Consider the following 16893-nt stretch of genomic DNA (forward strand, 5'->3'; position numbering starts at 1 on the left):
CTCAATGACCCTTGTTTTCAAGCGACAGGACGTAATCGCGCTGCTTGGCGAGATCGGCGGGGATTTCGGCGAAGATGTAGTCGAACATCGCCGAGACCGGCTGGGTCTTGGTCTCGAGGTAGGCGTTCACCTCGTTGTCCATCCAGTCGTCGCACTCGGCCTTCCAGGCTTCTTCCTTCGCGTCGTCCCACACGCCCTTGGCCACCAGCCAGTGGCGCAGGCGCTTCATCGGCTCCTTTTCCCAGCCGTCCTTCACTTCCTGCTCGCCGCGATAGCGACGGGCGTCGTCGGCGGTGGTGTGGTCGCCCAGACGATAGGTGACCAGTTCCAGCACGCTGCCGCCTTCGCCGTTGCGGGCGCGCTCCAGCGCGTCTTCCATCGCTTTGCGCACCGCGATGATGTCGTTGCCGTCGACCTGGATCGAGAACAGGCCGGCGGCGATGCCCTTCTGCGCCAGCGTGGGCGCGCCGGACTGGATCTTGCGCGGCACCGAGATCGCCCACTGGTTGTTGACGATCACCGCGACCAGCGGCAGGTTCTGTGCGCCGGCGATGTTGATGGCGCCGTAGAAGTCGCCCTTGGACGAACCGCCGTCGCCGATGGTGCACACCGCCACGCGCTTCTCGCCACGGATCTTGAACGCCAGCGCGGTACCGGCCGCATGCAGGCACTGCGTGGCGATCGGCACCGACCAGGCGAAGTCGTGCCGCGCCGGTTCCTGCTGGTAATCGTTGCCGCGCTCGTCGCCGCCCCAGTACATGTAGACCTCGCGCGGCTGCACGCCGCGATACAGCTGGGCGCCGTACTCGCGGTAGCTCGGCGCGTAGACGTCCTCGGGACGCATCGCGCTGCCGATGCCGACGTGCGCCGCTTCATGGCCCAGGCAGCTGGCGTAGGTGCCCAGCTTGCCGGTACGCTGCAGCGCGATCGACTTGGCGTCGAACACGCGGGTCGACAGCATCAGCTTGTACAACTTGACCATGTGCTCGAGGTCCTTGGCGAACTCGGGCAGATCGTCACGGACCTGCTTGCCCTCGGCGTCGAGGTATTGCAGGTATTCGATTTCAAACTTGGCGGCGATGGTCACGACTCGCTCCGGGGTGAGGAAGAGAGGGAAAAACCTGGTTGATGGCGTGCCCTCGACGCATCCTCGGGCACACAAACGACCGAACAAGACCGCGCTTGATAACAGGCAGGCATGTTGCGCTGCAAGGTACAGCGCAGCATTCGTGGGCGTACGGATGGGCTTGTCGCGCGGCTTCCCGGAACGTCAAACGCACTGCAAAGCGGGTCTCCCGCGACTGTTGCCAAGTATTCGAGGTGTTCAGGACGAGCCCCATGTCCTGGGTCAGGGACTGACCGGGCGGCAGCCGTTACCATGGCCGTTTTCCGGAAACGTGACGGAACACCATGACCGACAACCAGCGCGATCTCGAAGCCGGCATCCAGACCGATCTCAACGGACAGATCACCTACGGCGGCTATCTGCATCTGGACACCTTGCTGTCGGCACAGCAGCCGCTGAGCCAGCCGCCGCATCACGACGAGGTGCTGTTCATCGTGCAGCACCACGTCTCCGAGTTGTGGATGAAGCTGCTGATCCACGAGCTGAAGGCGGCGGTGCTGCACCTGCAGGCCGATGACATCGATGCCTGCCTGAAGATCCTGGCGCGGGTGAAGCAGGTGCAGCGCCAGCTGTTCGAGCAGTGGGCGGTGCTGGAGACGCTGACGCCGGCGGAGTACCTGGAGTTCCGTGGCGTGCTGGGGCCGTCGTCCGGCTTCCAGTCGCTGCAGTATCGCCAGATCGAATTCCTGCTGGGCAACAAGAACGCCGACATGCTCAAGGTGTTCGCGCACGATCCTGCCGCGCAGGCGGAATTGCGCGCGGTGCTGGAGGCGCCCAGCCTGTATGACGAGTTCCTGCGTTACCTGGCGCGGCGTGGCCACGCGGTGCCGGCCGAGTTGCTGGAGCGCGACTGGACGCGGGCGTACCGTCGCAACGATGCGCTGCTGCCGGTGCTCAAGCGCATCTACGAGGATCGCGCGGGGTTCTGGCCCGAGTACCACATGTGCGAACAGCTGGTGGACGTGGAGGAGAGCTTCCAGCTGTGGCGTTTCCGCCACATGAAGACGGTGGAGCGCATCATCGGCCATCGCCGCGGCACCGGCGGTTCGTCCGGGGTGAGTTTCCTGAAGAAGGCGCTCGATCTGGAATTCTTCCCCGAACTGCTGGACGTGCGCACCGTGCTGGGCAGCTGAGCGAATCGCCCGCCGCTTGCGCAGCCCGGCCTGAATCCCGTCATGATGTGCCACCTGAAATCCGGGGGCACCCATGAACGAAGCCGTCCACACCAGCACCGCACCCGAGTATCCGCAGACGCTGGGGCATCCGCGTCCGTTGTGGATGCTGTTCATGACCGAGTTCTGGGAGCGCTTCGCGTTCTACAGCGTGAGCTGGGCGCTGGCGCTGTACATCGTGGCGCACTTCTACCACGGCGATGCCTCCGGCCAGGCGTGGGCCGCCAGCAGCTTCGGTGCGTACACCGCGCTGATCTACGCCTCCAGCATCTTCGGCGGCTACGTGGCGGATCGGGTGATCGGCTATCAGCGCTCGATCCTGCTGGGCGCGCTGATGATGGCGCTGGGCCTGTTCGTGGTGATGCTGCCCAGCCGCGGTGTCTTCCTGCTCGGCCTGGCGATGGTGATCGTGGGCAACGGGCTGTTCAAGCCGAACATCTCCACCATGGTCGGGCAGTTGTACGGGCGCGACGATCCGCGCCGCGATCGCGGCTTCACCCTGTTCTACATGGGCATCAACGGTGGCGCACTGCTGGCGCCGCTGCTGACCGGCTGGATGGCCGCCCATTTCACCGACACGCCGATGCAGCAGAACTACCGCATCGTGTTCGGCGCGGCCGGCGTGGGCATGCTACTCAGCCTGCTGTGGTTCTGGTTCGGCCGGCGCGGGCTGAAAGGCGTGGGCCGGCCGGCGCCTGAAGCGGCCGGCCGCATGCGCGTGGTGTGGGTGGTGCTGGGCATGGTCGTCGCCGTGCCGCTGGTATACCTCCTGCTGGCCTTCGTCACCACCGGCTTGTCCTGGATGCTGGGTGCGCTGTTCGCCGCGGTGGCGGTGATGCTGTTGGTGGAGGCGGTCAGGCACGGTCGGGTGCAGGTCGACCGCGTGGTGGCGATGCTGATCATCTTCGCCTTCAACATCCTGTTCTGGATGTTCTATTTCCAGCTGGGCACCTCGTTCAATTTCCTGGCCGAGAACCTGGTCGACCGGCAGATGTTCGGCGGCTGGACTTTCCCGGTGGGCTGGTTCCAGTCGGTCAGTCCGCTGGCGATCATCGTGCTGGCGCCCGTGGTCACCGTGGTCTGGGCTTTCCTGGCGTCGCGCAGGAGCGAGCCGTCGATCCCGCGCAAGTTCGGCCTGGGCCTGATTTTCAACGGCCTGGGTTTTGCGGTGCTGATGTACGCGCTGTCGCGCCTGCTCGATGTGCAGGGGCTGATTCCATTCTGGCCGCTGGTGCTGTGCTACGTGCTGCAGACGGTGGGCGAGCTGTGCCTGTCGCCGATCGGCCTGTCGATGGTGACCAAGCTGGCGCCGCCGCGACTGGTCGGCCTGGCGATGGGCGGCTGGTTCCTGTCGCTGGCGGTGGGCGGCAACCTGTCCGGCCTGCTGGCCGGCAGGATCAGCGGCGAAAGCGGGATGACCGCCGCCTCCGCACTGGACGGCTTCACCTTCAGCTTCTGGCTGCTGGCCGGTGCCGGTGTGTTGTTGCTGCTGATTTCGCCCCTGATCAACCGACTGATGCACGGCGTGCGCTGAAGCGATCCGGCCCCGGCAGCACGCGGTTTTCCCCGGGCCGCGTGCTGCAGCGCATTTGACGGATGCGGAGCCGCCGGTTACATCTGGCCGTTCGCAATAACCTGCGAATCACCGATGAGTACAGGGGCAAGGCATGAGTAACAGCACACTCGCCGGCGACGCGAAGCCGGTACCCGACTATCCGCAAATGCTGGGGCATCCGCGTCCGTTGTGGATGCTGTTCATGTCGGAGTTCTGGGAACGCTTCGCGTTCTACGGCATGCGCTGGGCGCTCACGCTGTACATCGTGGCGCAGTTCTTCAACGGGGATGAAGCCGGCCAGGCTTCGGCCAGCCGCACCTATGGCGCCTACCTGGCGCTGGTCTACGCTACCGCGGTGTTCGGCGGCTACGTGGCGGACAAGATCATCGGCTACCAGCGCTCGATCCTGCTGGGCGCGGTGGTGATGGCCGCGGGCCTGTTCATGGTGATGGTGCCCCAGCACGAGATCTTCATGCTGGGCCTGGCCACCGTCATCGTGGGCAACGGCCTGTTCAAGCCGAATATCTCCTCGATGGTGGGCCAGCTGTACGCCACCGGCGATTCGCGCCGCGACCGCGGCTTCACGCTGTTCTACATGGGCATCAACGCCGGTGCGCTGATCGCGCCGATCCTGACCAGCTACCTGGCCGAACGCGTCTTCGGCACGCCGCAGCACGACAACTTCCACGTGGTCTTCGCCGCGTCGGGCGTGGGCATGCTGATCAGCCTGGTGTGGTTCTGGTTCGGTCGTCGCCAGCTCGGCCCGGTCGGCAAGCCGGCACCGGAAATCGCCAACCCGATGCGCGTGGTGTACGTGGCCATCGGCGTGCTGGTGGCCATTCCGCTGGTCTACCTGCTGATGGACCGGGCCGGTGCGGTGGCGATCCAGTGGCTGCTGACCGCGCTGTTCATCGGCGTGGGCGTGATGCTGGTGATCGAGGCGATCCGCACCGGACGCGTGCAGATCCAGCGGGTGATCGCGATGCTGATCATCTTCACCTTCAACGTGCTGTTCTGGATGTTCTTCGAACAGGCCGGCAGCTCGTTCAACTTCCTGGCCCAGCACATCGTGGATCGCAACCTGGCGGGCTGGGAATTCCCGGTCGGCTGGTTCCAGTCGGTGAACCCGGTGGCGATCGTGCTGCTGGCGCCGCTGGTGGCGCTTGCGTGGGGCTGGCTGGACAAGCGGCGCATCGAACCGTCGATCCCGCGCAAGTTCGGGCTGGGGCTGATCGGCAACGCGCTGGGCTTCGCGGTGCTGATGTATGCGCTGTCCGGCCTGGTCGGCGACAACGGCATGATTCCGCTGTGGACCCTGGTGCTGTGCTACGTGCTGCAGACGGCCGGCGAGCTGTGCCTGTCGCCGATCGGCCTGTCGATGGTGACCAAGCTGGCACCGGTGCGCCTGGTCGGGCTGGGCATGGGCGGCTGGTTCCTGTCCACCGCGATCGGCAACAACCTGGCCGGCCTGTTCGCCGCCCACGTCAGCGGCGACAGCGGCATGACCGTGGACTCGGCGTTGTCCGGCTACACCTCCGGCTTCTGGATTTTGCTGGGCGGCGGCGTGCTGCTGTTCCTGATCGCCCCGCTGATCAACAAGCTGATGCACGGGGTGAGGTGAGGCAGGAGCGGGAACGCGGAACAAGAGCGGGCGCGGCGTGCGTTCCCGCGCTTACTCCATCAAGCGGTCCAGTATCCGCGTCAACCAGCGTTGCTCCTCGGCGTCCAGCCTGGCCAGCACTTCGCGTTCGCGGGCACGTGCCATCGGCGCCACTTCGTCGTGCATGGCCCAGCCCGCTTCGGTGAGGCTCAGCACCGAGCGGCGCTTGTCGTTGTCGTGGGTGGCCCGGTCGACCCGGCCGGCCTCGACCAGTCGGGCCAGCGCACGGCTCACCGCCACCTTGTCCATCGCCGTGCGTTCGGCCACCTCGCGCGCCGACAAGCCCTCGAAGCGCGCCAGCACCGCCATCACCCGCCATTCCGTCACCGAGATGTCGTAGCGACGCTGGTAGTCGTCGGCGATCGCCTGGCTGATCGTGTTGGACAGGATCGACAGCCGGTACGGCAGGAAGTGCTCCAGCTGCAGCGGGGCGTGCTCGGCGGTGGCAGGGGCAGGCTTGCGCTTTCGGGGCATTGCGGCAGTGGTCCTTGCAAATGGTTTCATATGAAACTATAACGTGGGTTTACCGTCGATGGTGCCACGCTCTCGTGCTGCCATCGTGCACCGTCACACAGGAGAGCGCCATGAACGCCCAGCCGAACCTTGGCATGCAGGTCACCACGTTCGAAAACCCGATGGGTATCGACGGTTTCGAATTCGTCGAATTCGCCGCCCCGGCCGGTCGCGCCGACGAACTGCACGACCTGTTCAAGCGGATGGGTTTCAGCGCCGTGCTGAAGCACAAGTCGCGGCCGATCACCGTGTACCGCCAGAACGGCGTGAACTTCCTGGTCAACGAGGACCCCGATTCGTTCGCCGCCGACTTCGCCGACAAGCACGGCCCCAGCGCCTGCGGCTTCGCGATCCGTTTCAGGAAGCCCGCGGCCGAAGTGCTCGCCACGGTGCTCGGCAACGGCGGCGAGGCGGTGACCGACAAGGTCGACAGCAAGGCGGTCGGCGCGCCGGTGATCAAGGGCATCGGCGACTGCATGCTGTACCTGGTCGATCGCTACGGCAGCGCCGGCAGCATCTACGACGCCGACTACGAGGCGATTCCCGGTGCCGAACAGAACCCGGCCGGTTTCGGACTCACCTTCATCGACCACCTGACCCATAACCTGTACTTCGGCAACATGCAGAAGTGGTCGGACTACTACGAGCGCCTGTTCAACTTCCGCGAGATCCGCTACTTCGACATCAAGGGCGCCAAGACCGGCCTGGTGTCCAAGGCGATGACTGCACCGGACGGCATCGTGCGCATTCCGCTCAACGAGTCGAACGACCCGAAGAGCCAGATCAACGAATACCTCGACGCCTACCACGGCGAAGGCATCCAGCACATCGCCTGCTTCACTGACGACATCTACGACACGGTGGAGAAGATGCGCGCCGCCGGCGTGGAATTCCTCGACACCCCGGACTCCTACTTCGAGGTGATCGACGTGCGCGTGCCGAACCACGGCGAAGACGTGGCGCGGCTGGCGAAGAACAAGATCCTGATCGACGCCGACATGGAAACCAAGCAGCGCAAGCTGCTGCAGATCTTCACCCAGAACAACATCGGCCCGATCTTCTTCGAGATCATCCAGCGCAAGGGCAACGAAGGTTTCGGCGAGGGCAATTTCCAGGCCCTGTTCGAGAGCATCGAGCGCGACCAGATGAAGCGCGGTTTCCTCTAAGGGTCTCTCCTCATGGCGATCGATGTCAGCAAGGGCTACCAGTCGGGTTTCGGCAACGAGTTTGCCAGCGAGGCGATCGCCGGCACCTTGCCGGTCGGCCAGAATTCGCCGCAGCGCGTGGCCCATGGCCTGTACGCGGAGCAGTTGTCGGGCACCGCATTCACCGCGCCGCGCCACAGCAACCGGCGCAGCTGGCTGTACCGGATTCGTCCGGCGGCGGTGCATCAACCGTTCCAGCCACTGGCCCACGCCACGTTCCATAACCGCTTCGACGAGGCGCCCGCCACGCCGAACCAGCTGCGCTGGAACCCGCTGCCGCTGCCGCAACAGCCGACCGACTTCATCGACGGCCTGGTGACCCTGGCCGGCAACGGCGGCCCGGCCGAGCAGGCCGGTATCGGTATCCACGTCTATACGGCCAATCGTTCGATGCAGGGGCGTTTCTTCTACGACGCCGACGGCGAGCTGTTGATCGTGCCGCAGCAGGGCCGGCTGCGGCTGGCCACCGAGCTGGGCGTGATCGAGCTGGAGCCGCAGGAGATCGCGGTGATTCCGCGCGGCGTGCGTTTCCGCGTCGACCTGCTCGACGACACCGTCCGCGGCTACGTCTGCGAAAACTTCGGCGCCCTGTTGCGCCTGCCGGATCTGGGCCCGATCGGCTCGAACTGCCTGGCCAACGCCCGCGACTTCCTCACCCCGGAGGCGGCGTACGAGGACGTCGAGGGCGCATTCGAGCTGGTGGCGAAGTTCCAGGGCGGGCTGTGGTCGGCGAAGATCGGTCATTCGCCGCTGGACGTGGTCGGCTGGCACGGCAACTACGCGCCGTACAAGTACGACCTGCGCCGCTTCAACACGATCGGCTCGATCAGCGTCGACCATCCCGATCCGTCGATCTTCACCGTGCTGACCTCGCCCAGCGACACCGCCGGCACGGCGAACATCGACTTCGCGATCTTCCCGCCGCGCTGGCTGGTGGCGCAGCACACGTTCCGTCCGCCGTGGTTCCATCGCAACGTGGCCAGCGAATTCATGGGCCTGATCACCGGCGTCTACGACGCCAAGGCCGAGGGCTTCGTCCCGGGTGGCGCCTCGCTGCACAATTGCATGAGCGGACACGGGCCGGATGCGGCCACGTTCGAGAAGGCCTCCAACGCCGACCCGTCCAAACCCGACGTGATCGGCGGCACCATGGCCTTCATGTTCGAGACGCGCAAGGTGATCCGTCCCACCCGGCAGGCGCTGGACGCACCGCAGTTGCAGCAGGACTATCACGAGTGCTGGCAGGGCATCGCGAAACACTTCGATGCAGGCCGCAAGGCGTGAAATGCCATGCGCTGATCGTGGCCGCGGCGCTGGCGCTGGCCGGATGCGGCCAGGCGGGCCCGTCGGCCCCGCCGACGGCGGAGGCCCCGCCTGTCGCCGCATCGAGCGCCCGTCCGGCCGTGGCCACGAGCACGCCGGCAACGAGCGCTGCCGACACGATGGCCCGCTACGACGGTTACGGCGACCTGCGTTTTGGCATGGACGAGGCCGCGTTCGAAAAGGCCAGCTTCAATAAGGCCAGCTCTAATAAAGCTTGGAGCGGCGAGCTGAAGGGTGCGCCGGAGCAGGGTTCAACGTGCTTCTACAAGACCCCGGCCTGGGTGAAGTCGTCGAAGGATTTCGCCTTCATGTTCGAAGCCGGCCATTTCGTGCGCTACGACGTCGGCAGCGCGAAAGAGCTCGCGCCCGGCGGTGGCAAGGTCGGCATGGACGAGGCGCAGATCCGCGCGCTGTACGGAACGCGTGTCCAGGCGCAGCCGCACAAGTATGTCGATGGCGCAAAATACCTGCGCATCGCCGCGCCGCAAGGTGACGGCGTGTTGCTGTTTGAAACCGATGAACATGGCAAGGTGACGCGATGGCGCATGGGTGTGCCGCCGCAGGTCGATTACGTGGAAGGTTGTAGCTAGGAGTATTTGATGAAACTCGCAAGTCTCAAGGAAGGCGGCCGCGACGGCACGCTGATCGTGGTCAGCCGCGACCTCACCCGCGCGGTGAAGGCGAGCGCCATCGCGCCGACGCTGCAGGCGGCGCTGGACGACTGGTCGAACGCCGCGCCGCGGCTCAATGCGCTGTCGGAGGACTTGAACTCCGGCAACGCCGCCGGTGCCTTCGCGCTGGACATGCACGCGCTGGCTTCGCCGCTGCCGCGCGCCTATGAATTCGTCGACGGCTCGGCCTACCTGCCGCACGTCGAGCGCGTGCGCCGCGCCCGCGGCGCCGAGGTGCCGAAGTCGTTCTACACCGACCCGCTGATGTACCAGGCGACCAGCGCCGGCTTCCTCGGCCCGCGCGATCCGGTGGTGGTGCCCAGCGAGGATTTCGGCATCGACCTGGAAGCCGAGGTGGTGGTGGTCACCGACGACGTGCCGATGGCGGCGACGCCGGCGCAGGCGTCGGAGCACATCCAGCTGGTCGGCCTGGTCAACGACGTGAGCCTGCGCGGACTGATCCCGGGCGAGCTGGCCAAGGGCTTCGGCTTCCTGCAGAGCAAGCCGCGCTCGGCGCTGTCGCCGGTGCTGGTGACGCCGGACGAGCTGGGCGATGCGTGGCAGGACGACAAGCTGCACCTGCCGATGCGCACGTGGTTGAACGGCGCATGGTTCGGCGAGGCCGAGTGTGGCGTGGACATGCAGTTCAGCTTTGCCGAACTGGTCGCCCACGTGGCGAAGACGCGGCCGCTGACCGCCGGCACCATCGTGGGCTCCGGCACCATCGCCAACGAGGACACCGGCAAGGGCGCGTCGTGCCTGGCCGAACAGCGCACGGTGGAAACCCTGCGCGACGGCCATCCCACCACGCCGTTCCTGAAGTTCGGCGACCGCCTGAAGATCGACGTCACCGATGCCGGCGGCGCCTCGATCTTTGGCTCGATCGAGCAGCAGGTCGAGCCCATGGGGCGCTAACGCGTGTGGGTAATGGGATGAACGAAAGTCGCCGCGAGGCGGCTTCCTGGTTCTAGTCCTGCGCTGCCGATGGTTTCAGTACGCGTGCGGGCACCGTACCTGCACAAGCCTTACTTGCAAATCAGGGCCGCCGAGACCCTTCCCTGCGGTTCCAAGTAGCGGCAGGTGCGTTCATGCGAAGTCAGCGCCACGTCTCGCACGACGTCATCGTCATAATGACAGCGAACCGTCACCTTGCCGCCGTGATCAAGAATGGGTCCAAGGGTATAGCTATCGGGCGCCTTGTCAGGGTCGTCGGGCGCAAGAAAGGCCTGGTCTTTCGGGTTGCCGTCGAAGATATCAATTTGCTGCACCCTGGCGTGGCCGCGCTGTGGACAGACGGATGCCGGTGTGGCACAGGCCGTCGCTGCGCAACCGGTCGCGACGATAAGCGCGAGGCTTGCGGCTCGACGGACTCGTCGATCAAGGCTCAACAACATGGAAACCTTCTCCGTTGTTGGATACACCGTGTCCGTTCCATTTGATGAGCCGTGGGCCGATTCCTTTCCCTGCGCCTGTGATCCACTGATCGTAGACGTAGATGCCCATGTGATCCTGGCGCACATAAATTGCCGCGTGACCGTGGTAATGATTCAGGGTGTTGAACGTTGCGATGACGGTTCCGTCGACGATGGCAGTATTTCCCCTGACTGGCCTGCCCATCTTCCACTGCAATGTGCTTACCGGGAGGCTGGGGCACACGGTGGTGACGAAGGAAACGCACTGACCACAGTAATCAGGATTGCTGCGGCTGTTGGCCGGCGGATGACTGGAGAAGGGCCAGAGCGAAGAAGTGCGAGTACAAGCCCATTGGCCGACGGGTGCCTGGATGTTGGTTTTGTAGTTTGCCGAAACAAATGGCATGACACTGTTCCTTGTCGACTCGCGACTACCTGTCGTTTCGGCATCCTGCCACACGCCAGCTGATCACGGAAGTGTTCCGGAGGCGGGTATTTACAGGGTGACCGCATCGTCGATTCCACTCTGCATGCTCGTCGCAAACGCCGGCCGGCACGAGCCGAGGCGGGAGCTGAAGACGGAAGAACTATCAGAGCTTGTGAAGGCTGGCCCGAGAGGTTGAGAAACTCACAACCTCTCTGTGCTTCGCTCCAGTTGCGGTGATGGTGCGTCTTCAATGCCTGTACCCTGAGCCGAGTCCGCAATAGGGCGGCTGCGGCGTGGCGTCGCGGCCGATGGCGTAATTGATCCGGATCAAGGCAGCCGGATCGGAGCGGGGACAGACTCGCTCCATGGCCATTCCCATAAGCACTCCAGAATTCGACCCGGCGCTGATCGCCCGTTACGACGTGGCCGGTCCGCGCTACACCAGCTACCCGACCGCGCCGCAGTTCAAGGCCGGCTTCGACGAGACGGTGCTGCGAGGCGTGATCCGGGCCTCCAACGAGGAGCCGATCCCGCGGCCCTTGTCGCTCTACGTGCACGTGCCGTTCTGCATGAGCCCGTGCTTCTACTGCGGCTGCAACCGGGTGATCACCCGCGACGTGACCCAGGCCGATCGCTACCTCGAACGGCTGTATCGCGAGATCGAACTGATCGCACCATTGTTCGACCGCGATCGCCCGGTGCGCCAGCTGCACTTCGGTGGCGGCACGCCGAACTTCCTCGATACCGCGCACATGAGCGAGCTGCTGGAGTCGCTGGCGCGGCATTTCAGCTTCAGCCACGAGGCGGAACGCGAATACGGCATCGAGATCGATCCGCGTTTCGCTGACGGCGACTACATCCGCAACCTGGGCGCCCTGGGCTTCAACCGGATCTCGGTCGGCATCCAGGATTTCGACCCGGTGGTGCAGCAGGCGGTCAACCGCATCCAGAGTTTCGAGCAGACCCGCGAGGTGCTGGACGCGGCGCGCGAGTCGTCGTTCCGTTCCACCAGCGTCGACCTGATCTATGGCCTGCCGTTCCAGACCGTGGCCGGCTTCAGCCGCACGCTCGACCAGATCGTGGCACTCAACCCCGACCGCGTGGCGGTCTACGGTTACGCGCACCTGCCGGAGATGTTCAAGGCGCAGCGGCAGATCGACGCCGCTGACCTGCCCGATGCCGCCACCCGGCTGGCGCTGTTCGGCCGCGCGCTGGAGCACCTGTCCGCCGCCGGCTACGTCTACGTCGGCATGGACCACTTCGCCAAGGCCAGCGACGAGCTGGTGCTGGCGCAGCGCGCGGGCACCCTGCAGCGCAATTTCCAGGGTTACTCGACCCACGGCGACTGCGACATCGTGGGCCTGGGCGTCAGTGCGATCGGCCGCATCGGCGACAGCTACACGCAGAATGCGCGTGATCTGGTCGGCTATTACGCAGCGCTGGATGCCGGCCGGCTGCCGCTGATGCGCGGATTGCAACTGGACGAGGACGACCTGATCCGCCGCGAGCTGATCAACGAACTGATGTGCCACGGCGTGCTGGACAAGCACGGCTTCGGGGCGCGTCACCGGCTGGTGTTCGACGAATATTTCATGCGTGAACGCCAGCGGCTGCAGGCGCTGGTCGCCGATGGCCTGGTGCTGGAAAGTGACCGCGAGATCCGGGTCACCTCGCGGGGAAGGTTGCTGTTGCGTATCATCGCCATGTGCTTCGACGCCTATCTGGACGAAGCGGCACAGGCACCGCGTTTCTCACGCGTGATCTGATCGACGACGACGCAGCCCCAACCCGGCCTCATCACAATCATGCAATTCAAGCCCACGCCAGGCCGGCCAGGTCGCCTGCCCGAGCCGCGTAGCCCGATTGCCGACGACGGCGATGAAACGCGCTTCTGCGGTACCTGCGCGTTTTCCAGCGCGTGCATTGCCGCCGGCTACGACAAGCCCGAGCTGGCCGAGCTGCAATGCCTGGTCGAACACGTCGGGCCGTTCCGCGTCGGCGAGCACATTTTCCGTACCGGCGATCCGTTCCGGGCGATCTTCGCGGTGCGTTCGGGCACGGTGAAGACGCGCATGGTCGACAAGGAAGGCCGCGAGCAGGTGCTGGGTTTCTATCTGCCGGGCGAGGTGATCGGCCTCAACGCGATCTATCCCGAGCATTTCCCTTGCGACGCGGTGGCGCTGGACACGGCGTACTTCTGCCGTTTCTCGTTCCCCGCGATGAGCGCGCTGGCCTCGCGCGTGCCGGCCGTGCAGCAGCACCTGTTCCGCATGCTGAGCAAGGAACTGGGCACGGCCAGCCTGCTGGCCGGCGACCACAGCGCCGACGAGCGCGTCGCCGCCTTCCTGCTGGACCTGGGCAACCGCTACGCGGTGCGGGGTTTCTCCGGCAGCCAGTTCCACCTCAGCATGTCGCGTGGCGACATCGCCAACTACCTGCGGCTGGCCGCGGAAACCGTCAGCCGCGTGCTCAGCCGCTTCCGCGCGCAGAAGCTGATCGCGATCGAGGGACGCGAGCTGGAGCTGCTGAATGTGGCGGCGCTGCGCAAGATCGGCGAAGCCCTGTTGCCGGATTGAGCTCGAGCGGGATGCCGTCCGGGCATTGCCGGACCCGATGATTCGCTGAAGCGCCGCCATGCCACGGGGCGTGGTTGATGCATGTCATGGTTGCCGACGAAGGCGCTGTGGCAGCATGGCGAATCATTCGCATTCGTGTGGACTCGCCATGTCTGATTCGCCATCTGCCGGCAACACGCCGCCGGCGTTCGCCGAAGCCGCCCGCCTGCTGGCCTCCGCCCCGCATCGGCCGCTGTTCCTGGCCGGCACCGTCGCGGTGCTGCTGAGCATGGCGTGGTGGGCGGTGGAGCTGACCTGGATGCGCTTCGGCCTGGCCGGCTGGCCGCAGCCCACGATTCCGCCGGGCTGGGCGCACGCGATGCTGATCCAGTACGGCCTGTTTCCGCTGTTCATGTTCGGCTTCCTGATGACCACGTTTCCCAAGTGGCTGGGCCGCCCCGAGCTGCCGCGCACGCGCTTCCTGCCGGTCGCCGGCGGCGTCTTCGGCGGTTACGTGCTGGCGAATGTGGGTCTGCTCGACCTGGGGTGGCTGCTCAAGCTGGGCATCGCGGTGATGCTGGCGGGCTATCTGCTCGGTGTGGTGACGCTGGCCGGGGTGTTGCGTGCTTCGGTGGCCGAGCGCAAGGGTCACGCGCGTTCCTGCCTGGCGGCGCTGTGCCTGGGCACGCTGGGGCTGGCGATCTTCCTGGCGTATCTGTTCGGCGCGCCAGCGGAGTGCGCGCTGCTGGCGATCAAGCTGGGCACCTTCGGCCTGCTGCTGCCGATCTATTTCTCGGTGATGCACCGCATGCTGCCGTTCTTCACCGGCAACATGGTGAAGGGGTACGAGGTGATCCGGCCGGACTGGAGCATGCCGATGGTGTGGGCGCTGTTGCTGGCGCATCTGCTGCTGGACTGGCGTGGCGTGTTGGGCTGGTTGTGGGTGGTCGACGTTCCGCTGGCGCTGGTGTTTGCCTGGCATTCGCTGAAATGGCGTCCGTGGAAGGCGATGCGTCCGGGCATCCTGGCGGTGCTGCACCTGGCGTTTGCCTGGTTGCCGGTGGCGTTTGCGCTGTTCGCCATCCAGGATGTGGTGTACGCCCTGAACGGGCAGCTGATCCTGGGTCGCGCCCCGCTGCATGCGCTGGGCATCGGCTTCTTTGGCTCGATGTTGGTGGCGATGGTCACCCGGGTCACCCAGGGCCATTCCGGCCGACCGATGCAGATGGGCAAGGTGGCGTGGCTGTGTTTCGCCCTGCTGCAGGTGGTGACCCTGCTGCGCATCCGTGCCGAACTGGGCGGTGATGTCTACCTGTGGCTGGTGATCGCCGCCTACGGCTGGCTGCTGGCCTTCCTGCCGTGGGTGCTGCGCTCGGCGTGGATCTACCTGACGCCGCGGGCGGACGGCAAGCCGGGTTGAGCGTGCCGGCTGGGTCGGGCCAGCCTGAGCCGTGGCAGGGTGACGCAGTCGGGCTGAAAAGATTCGCCAATTGATTCACGTCACATGGACTTCCGTGAGATAGCCTAGGCTTGCAATCGCAAGAACTCACGGAGAGCGTCCATGTCACGTCCAGGTCTATTCCTACTCGCTGCGGCGGCGCTGTTCACGCTGGCGGCCTGTTCCGGCAAGCCGCAGGCCACGGCCGGGTCCAGTCCGGCCGCGGCGACCCCCGCCGCCTCGATTCACGGCGACTTCGGCCCGCCCCAGGGCGAGCCGATCCACGCGGTGCTGACCAGCCCGCCGCACGTGCCGCCACCGCTGAAGCGCAACTACCCGGCGAANCACGGCGACTTCGGCCCGCCCCAGGGCGAGCCGATCCACGCGGTGCTGACCAGCCCGCCGCACGTGCCGCCACCGCTGAAGCGCAACTACCCGGCGAAGGTCATCGTCGAGCTGGAAGTGGTCGAGAAGGAGATGCCGATTTCCGAAGGCGTCAGCTACACCTTCTGGACCTTCGGCGGCACCGTRCCGGGCAGCTTCATCCGSGTGCGCCAGGGCGACACGGTGGAGTTCCACCTGAAGAACGCGCCGGACAGCAAGATGCCGCACAACATCGACCTGCACGGGGTRACCGGYCCGGGCGGCGGCGCGGCCTCCAGCTTCACCGCGCCGGGSCACGAATCGCAGTTCACCTTCAAGGCGCTCAACCAGGGCATCTTCGTCTACCACTGCGCCACCGCGCCGGTGGGCATGCACATCGCCAACGGCATGTACGGCCTGATCCTGGTCGTCGAGCCACCGGAGGGCCTSAGCCCGGTCGACCACGAGTACTACGTGATGCAGGGCGACTTCTACACCACCGGCAAGTACCGGCAGAAGGGSCTGCAGCCGTTCGACATGGAAAAGGCGATCGACGAGAACCCGACCTATGTGCTGTTCAACGGCAAGGAAGGCGCGCTCACCGGYGACAACGCGCTGACCGCCAAGACCAACGAGACGGTGCGCCTGTTCGTCGGCAACGGCGGTCCGAACCTGGTGTCGAGCTTCCACGTGATCGGCGAGATCTTCGACAAGGTGCAACCCGAGGGCGGCACGGTGGCACAGCACAACGTGCAGACCACGCTGATCCCGTCCGGCGGCGCGGCCACGGTGGAATTCCACACCGACGTGCCGGGCAGCTACGTGCTGGTCGACCACTCGATCTTCCGCGCCTTCAACAAGGGCGCGCTGGGCATCCTCAAGGTGGACGGCCCGGAGCACACCGACGTGCCGGGCAGCTACGTGCTGGTCGACCACTCGATCTTCCGCGCCTTCAACAAGGGCGCGCTGGGCATCCTCAAGGTGGACGGCCCGGAAGACAAGTCGATCTACTCGGGCAAGGAAGTGGACGCGGTGTACTTGGGCGATCGCTCGGAGCCGAACCTGAAGGCAGTGACCACGGCAGCCAAGGCGCATGCGGCCGGCACGCTGACCAAGGAGGAGCAGATCGCCGCGGGCAAGCAGCTGTTCACCGGCACCTGTTCGGTCTGCCACCAGGCCAACGGCGAAGGCCTGGCCAACGTGTTCCCACCGCTGGCGAAGTCGGACTACCTGGCGGCCGATCCGAAGCGGGCGATGACCATCGTCACCCACGGCCTGACCGGCAAGATCACGGTGAACGGTCACGAGTACGACTCGGTGATGCCGCCGATGAGCCAGCTCAACGACGACGAGGTGGCCAACATCCTGACCTACGTGCTGAACAGCTGGGGCAACCCGGGCGGCCAGATCAGCAAGGAAGAGGTAGCCAAGGCACGCGCCGAGGCACCCGCTGCGGCGGCCCCGGAGCACTGA

General features: G+C 65.7%; 15 protein-coding genes. 11 read left to right on the forward strand and 4 right to left on the reverse strand.

The genetic code is table 11. From position 1 onward, the window contains the following. Window position 1: 1 nt before the first annotated feature. On the reverse strand, window positions 2-1087 hold the full coding sequence (gene pdhA / locus ASD55_RS12805; protein ID WP_007808232.1) for a pyruvate dehydrogenase (acetyl-transferring) E1 component subunit alpha: 1086 nt from the start codon (window positions 1085-1087) through the stop codon (window positions 2-4). A 323-nt stretch (window positions 1088-1410) separates the two neighbouring features. Between pdhA and ASD55_RS12810 the strand changes: the two genes are divergently transcribed. The 3 genes from ASD55_RS12810 (at window position 1411) to ASD55_RS12820 (ending at window position 5474) form a co-directional block, all read left to right on the forward strand. Next, window positions 1411-2259 (forward strand): tryptophan 2,3-dioxygenase family protein, encoded by an 849-nt coding sequence (locus ASD55_RS12810; protein ID WP_056766671.1) that lies wholly within the window; start codon window positions 1411-1413, stop codon window positions 2257-2259. 73 nt (window positions 2260-2332) lie between these two features. After that, window positions 2333-3832 (forward strand): oligopeptide:H+ symporter, encoded by a 1500-nt coding sequence (locus tag ASD55_RS12815; protein ID WP_056766673.1) that lies wholly within the window; start codon window positions 2333-2335, stop codon window positions 3830-3832. A gap of 133 nt (window positions 3833-3965) precedes the next feature. Then, window positions 3966-5474 carry a peptide MFS transporter gene (locus tag ASD55_RS12820; RefSeq protein ID WP_056766674.1) on the forward strand — a complete coding sequence of 503 codons (1509 nt, stop codon included), beginning with the start codon at window positions 3966-3968 and terminating at the stop codon, window positions 5472-5474. Window positions 5475-5525: 51 nt separating this feature from the next. Here ASD55_RS12820 and ASD55_RS12825 read toward each other — a convergent pair whose 3' ends face one another. After that, a complete protein-coding gene (locus tag ASD55_RS12825) occupies window positions 5526-5987 on the reverse strand; it encodes a MarR family transcriptional regulator (RefSeq protein ID WP_056766676.1) in 462 nt (153 codons plus the stop codon). Between the two features lie 110 nt (window positions 5988-6097). Between ASD55_RS12825 and hppD the strand changes: the two genes are divergently transcribed. The 4 genes from hppD to ASD55_RS12845 are packed head-to-tail and all read left to right on the forward strand — an operon-like array spanning window position 6098 to window position 10140. Further along, a complete protein-coding gene (gene hppD, locus ASD55_RS12830) occupies window positions 6098-7192 on the forward strand; it encodes a 4-hydroxyphenylpyruvate dioxygenase (RefSeq protein WP_056718079.1) in 1095 nt (364 codons plus the stop codon). A gap of 12 nt (window positions 7193-7204) precedes the next feature. Beyond that, window positions 7205-8515: a homogentisate 1,2-dioxygenase gene (gene hmgA / locus ASD55_RS12835; protein WP_056766677.1), complete on the forward strand. Its 1311-nt coding sequence runs from the start codon at window positions 7205-7207 to the stop codon at window positions 8513-8515. A 17-nt stretch (window positions 8516-8532) separates the two neighbouring features. Then, complete coding sequence (locus ASD55_RS12840) at window positions 8533-9144, forward strand: lectin (RefSeq protein ID WP_235577808.1); 612 nt, start codon at window positions 8533-8535, stop codon at window positions 9142-9144. Between the two features lie 9 nt (window positions 9145-9153). Next, a complete protein-coding gene (locus ASD55_RS12845; RefSeq protein ID WP_056766682.1) occupies window positions 9154-10140 on the forward strand; it encodes a fumarylacetoacetate hydrolase family protein in 987 nt (328 codons plus the stop codon). Between the two features lie 110 nt (window positions 10141-10250). Here the strand turns inward: ASD55_RS12845 and ASD55_RS12850 are convergent, their stop codons facing one another. Together ASD55_RS12850 and ASD55_RS18135 are read right to left on the reverse strand one after the other, a co-directional pair. Beyond that, the gene (locus ASD55_RS12850) at window positions 10251-10619 is read right to left on the reverse strand and encodes an STY0301 family protein (protein ID WP_157599000.1); all 369 of its coding nucleotides are present in this window, start codon (window positions 10617-10619) and stop codon (window positions 10251-10253) included. Next, window positions 10603-11043 carry a BPSL0067 family protein gene (locus tag ASD55_RS18135; protein ID WP_082542777.1) on the reverse strand — a complete coding sequence of 147 codons (441 nt, stop codon included), beginning with the start codon at window positions 11041-11043 and terminating at the stop codon, window positions 10603-10605. Before ASD55_RS18135 ends, ASD55_RS12850 begins: the two co-directional genes overlap by 17 nt. Window positions 11044-11429: 386 nt before the next feature. On the opposite strand from ASD55_RS18135, the gene hemN reads away from it, so the two are divergent. From hemN to nirK, 4 genes are all read left to right on the forward strand, one after another. Further along, window positions 11430-12830 carry an oxygen-independent coproporphyrinogen III oxidase gene (gene hemN / locus ASD55_RS12855; RefSeq protein WP_056766686.1) on the forward strand — a complete coding sequence of 467 codons (1401 nt, stop codon included), beginning with the start codon at window positions 11430-11432 and terminating at the stop codon, window positions 12828-12830. A gap of 39 nt (window positions 12831-12869) precedes the next feature. Continuing rightward, the gene (locus tag ASD55_RS12860) at window positions 12870-13640 is read left to right on the forward strand and encodes a helix-turn-helix domain-containing protein (protein WP_056766688.1); all 771 of its coding nucleotides are present in this window, start codon (window positions 12870-12872) and stop codon (window positions 13638-13640) included. Window positions 13641-13788: 148 nt separating this feature from the next. Further along, window positions 13789-15039 (forward strand): NnrS family protein, encoded by a 1251-nt coding sequence (locus tag ASD55_RS12865; protein WP_056766689.1) that lies wholly within the window; start codon window positions 13789-13791, stop codon window positions 15037-15039. A gap of 405 nt (window positions 15040-15444) precedes the next feature. Next, window positions 15445-16893, forward strand: coding sequence for a copper-containing nitrite reductase (gene nirK, locus ASD55_RS12870; protein ID WP_255357485.1), 1449 nt, complete (start codon window positions 15445-15447; stop codon window positions 16891-16893).

The sequence above is a fragment of the Rhodanobacter sp. Root561 genome (assembly GCF_001427365.1).
Classification (GTDB): Bacteria; Pseudomonadota; Gammaproteobacteria; order Xanthomonadales; family Rhodanobacteraceae; genus Rhodanobacter.

Excerpts from the sequence above, each read along its gene's own strand:
- ASD55_RS12810 (WP_056766671.1), top strand. The coding sequence starts at position 1,411 with ATGACCGACAACCAGCGCGATCTCGAAGCCGGCATCCAGACCGATCTC.
- ASD55_RS12815 (WP_056766673.1), top strand. The coding sequence starts at position 2,333 with ATGAACGAAGCCGTCCACACCAGCACCGCACCCGAGTATCCGCAGACG.
- ASD55_RS12820 (WP_056766674.1), top strand. The coding sequence starts at position 3,966 with ATGAGTAACAGCACACTCGCCGGCGACGCGAAGCCGGTACCCGACTAT.
- ASD55_RS12825 (WP_056766676.1), bottom strand. The coding sequence starts at position 5,987 with ATGCCCCGAAAGCGCAAGCCTGCCCCTGCCACCGCCGAGCACGCCCCG.
- hppD (WP_056718079.1), top strand. The coding sequence starts at position 6,098 with ATGAACGCCCAGCCGAACCTTGGCATGCAGGTCACCACGTTCGAAAAC.
- hmgA (WP_056766677.1), top strand. The coding sequence starts at position 7,205 with ATGGCGATCGATGTCAGCAAGGGCTACCAGTCGGGTTTCGGCAACGAG.
- ASD55_RS12845 (WP_056766682.1), top strand. The coding sequence starts at position 9,154 with ATGAAACTCGCAAGTCTCAAGGAAGGCGGCCGCGACGGCACGCTGATC.
- ASD55_RS12850 (WP_157599000.1), bottom strand. The coding sequence starts at position 10,619 with ATGTTGTTGAGCCTTGATCGACGAGTCCGTCGAGCCGCAAGCCTCGCG.
- ASD55_RS18135 (WP_082542777.1), bottom strand. The coding sequence starts at position 11,043 with ATGCCATTTGTTTCGGCAAACTACAAAACCAACATCCAGGCACCCGTC.
- hemN (WP_056766686.1), top strand. The coding sequence starts at position 11,430 with ATGGCCATTCCCATAAGCACTCCAGAATTCGACCCGGCGCTGATCGCC.
- ASD55_RS12860 (WP_056766688.1), top strand. The coding sequence starts at position 12,870 with ATGCAATTCAAGCCCACGCCAGGCCGGCCAGGTCGCCTGCCCGAGCCG.
- ASD55_RS12865 (WP_056766689.1), top strand. The coding sequence starts at position 13,789 with ATGTCTGATTCGCCATCTGCCGGCAACACGCCGCCGGCGTTCGCCGAA.